This is a genomic window from Mesorhizobium sp. M7A.F.Ca.CA.003.01.2.1 (genome assembly GCF_003998945.1).
Classification (GTDB): domain Bacteria; phylum Pseudomonadota; class Alphaproteobacteria; order Rhizobiales; family Rhizobiaceae; genus Mesorhizobium; species Mesorhizobium ciceri.
Genome location: NZ_RZRA01001483.1, coordinates 1 through 771, shown reverse-complemented (window position 1 = coordinate 771; position 771 = coordinate 1). Strand labels below are relative to the sequence as shown.

General features: G+C 58.4%; 1 protein-coding gene and 1 pseudogene. Both read right to left on the bottom strand.

Annotated features, from left to right (window positions below):
- Positions 1 to 212, bottom strand: a pseudogene (locus tag EN969_RS33630) (polyketide cyclase); the annotation flags it as partial.
- On the bottom strand, positions 209 to 529 hold the full coding sequence (locus EN969_RS33625; protein WP_013528592.1) for a metalloregulator ArsR/SmtB family transcription factor: 321 nt from the start codon (positions 527 to 529) through the stop codon (positions 209 to 211). The gene EN969_RS33625 and the pseudogene EN969_RS33630, both read right to left, overlap by 4 nt.
- Positions 530 to 771: the final 242 nt, after the last annotated feature.

The window sequence follows — 771 nt, the reverse complement described above, 5'->3', positions numbered from 1 at the left end:
GAAATCTCGACGACCTTGCCGACGAGTTCGACGGTCCGTTCGTCATTGGCGCGGATGTGTTCCCATTTCGAGCCCGGCGTCCATTCGGAGACGTTCTCGTGGCCCCAGTAGCGCTTTGCGATCTCGGGCTTGATTATCGCCTCGAACACCTTCTGCGGCGTCGAGCGGATATAGGTCACGTAGACAAAGCTCGTGGTCTCTCTGGTGGTCATTGGTCTTCTCCTTCGAGTTCCTGCTTCAGGTCGTGCAGCAGGCTGAGCCGCTGCCGTTCGAATTTCCGTACCCAGCGCTCGTAGACTTCGTGCAGCGGCACGGGATTGATGAAATGTAGTTTTTCGCGGCCGCGCTTGACCGTGCTCACCAGGTTGGCCGCCTCCAGCAGGTCGAGGTGCTGGGTGGCGGATTGCCTGGCCATGTCCAGATGATCGCAAAGCTGACCGAGCGTCTGCCCGTTCTGCTCGCACAGAAGGTCAAGCAGCCTTCTGCGTGTCGGGTCGCCCAGCGCTTTGAAAACCTTGTCGGCGTCCATCTGCCTCACTCTGTTGTAAGGCATAATATGCAGGTAAATACCTGCATGTCAACCGGCAATCCGACCGGCGTTGAATGACCGCTCGTCGGCACGGCTCCGCACCTGGCAACTGCGCCAGGCAGATCACCGTGAAATCGCGGAGCAAAGATATGTAAAATGAGCCTGCGGGGCTTCAAACGCCGCCAGGCTCTATCCGATTTTGAGCACGTCTCCGGCTAAAACCGGAACTATGCTTGCAGGGG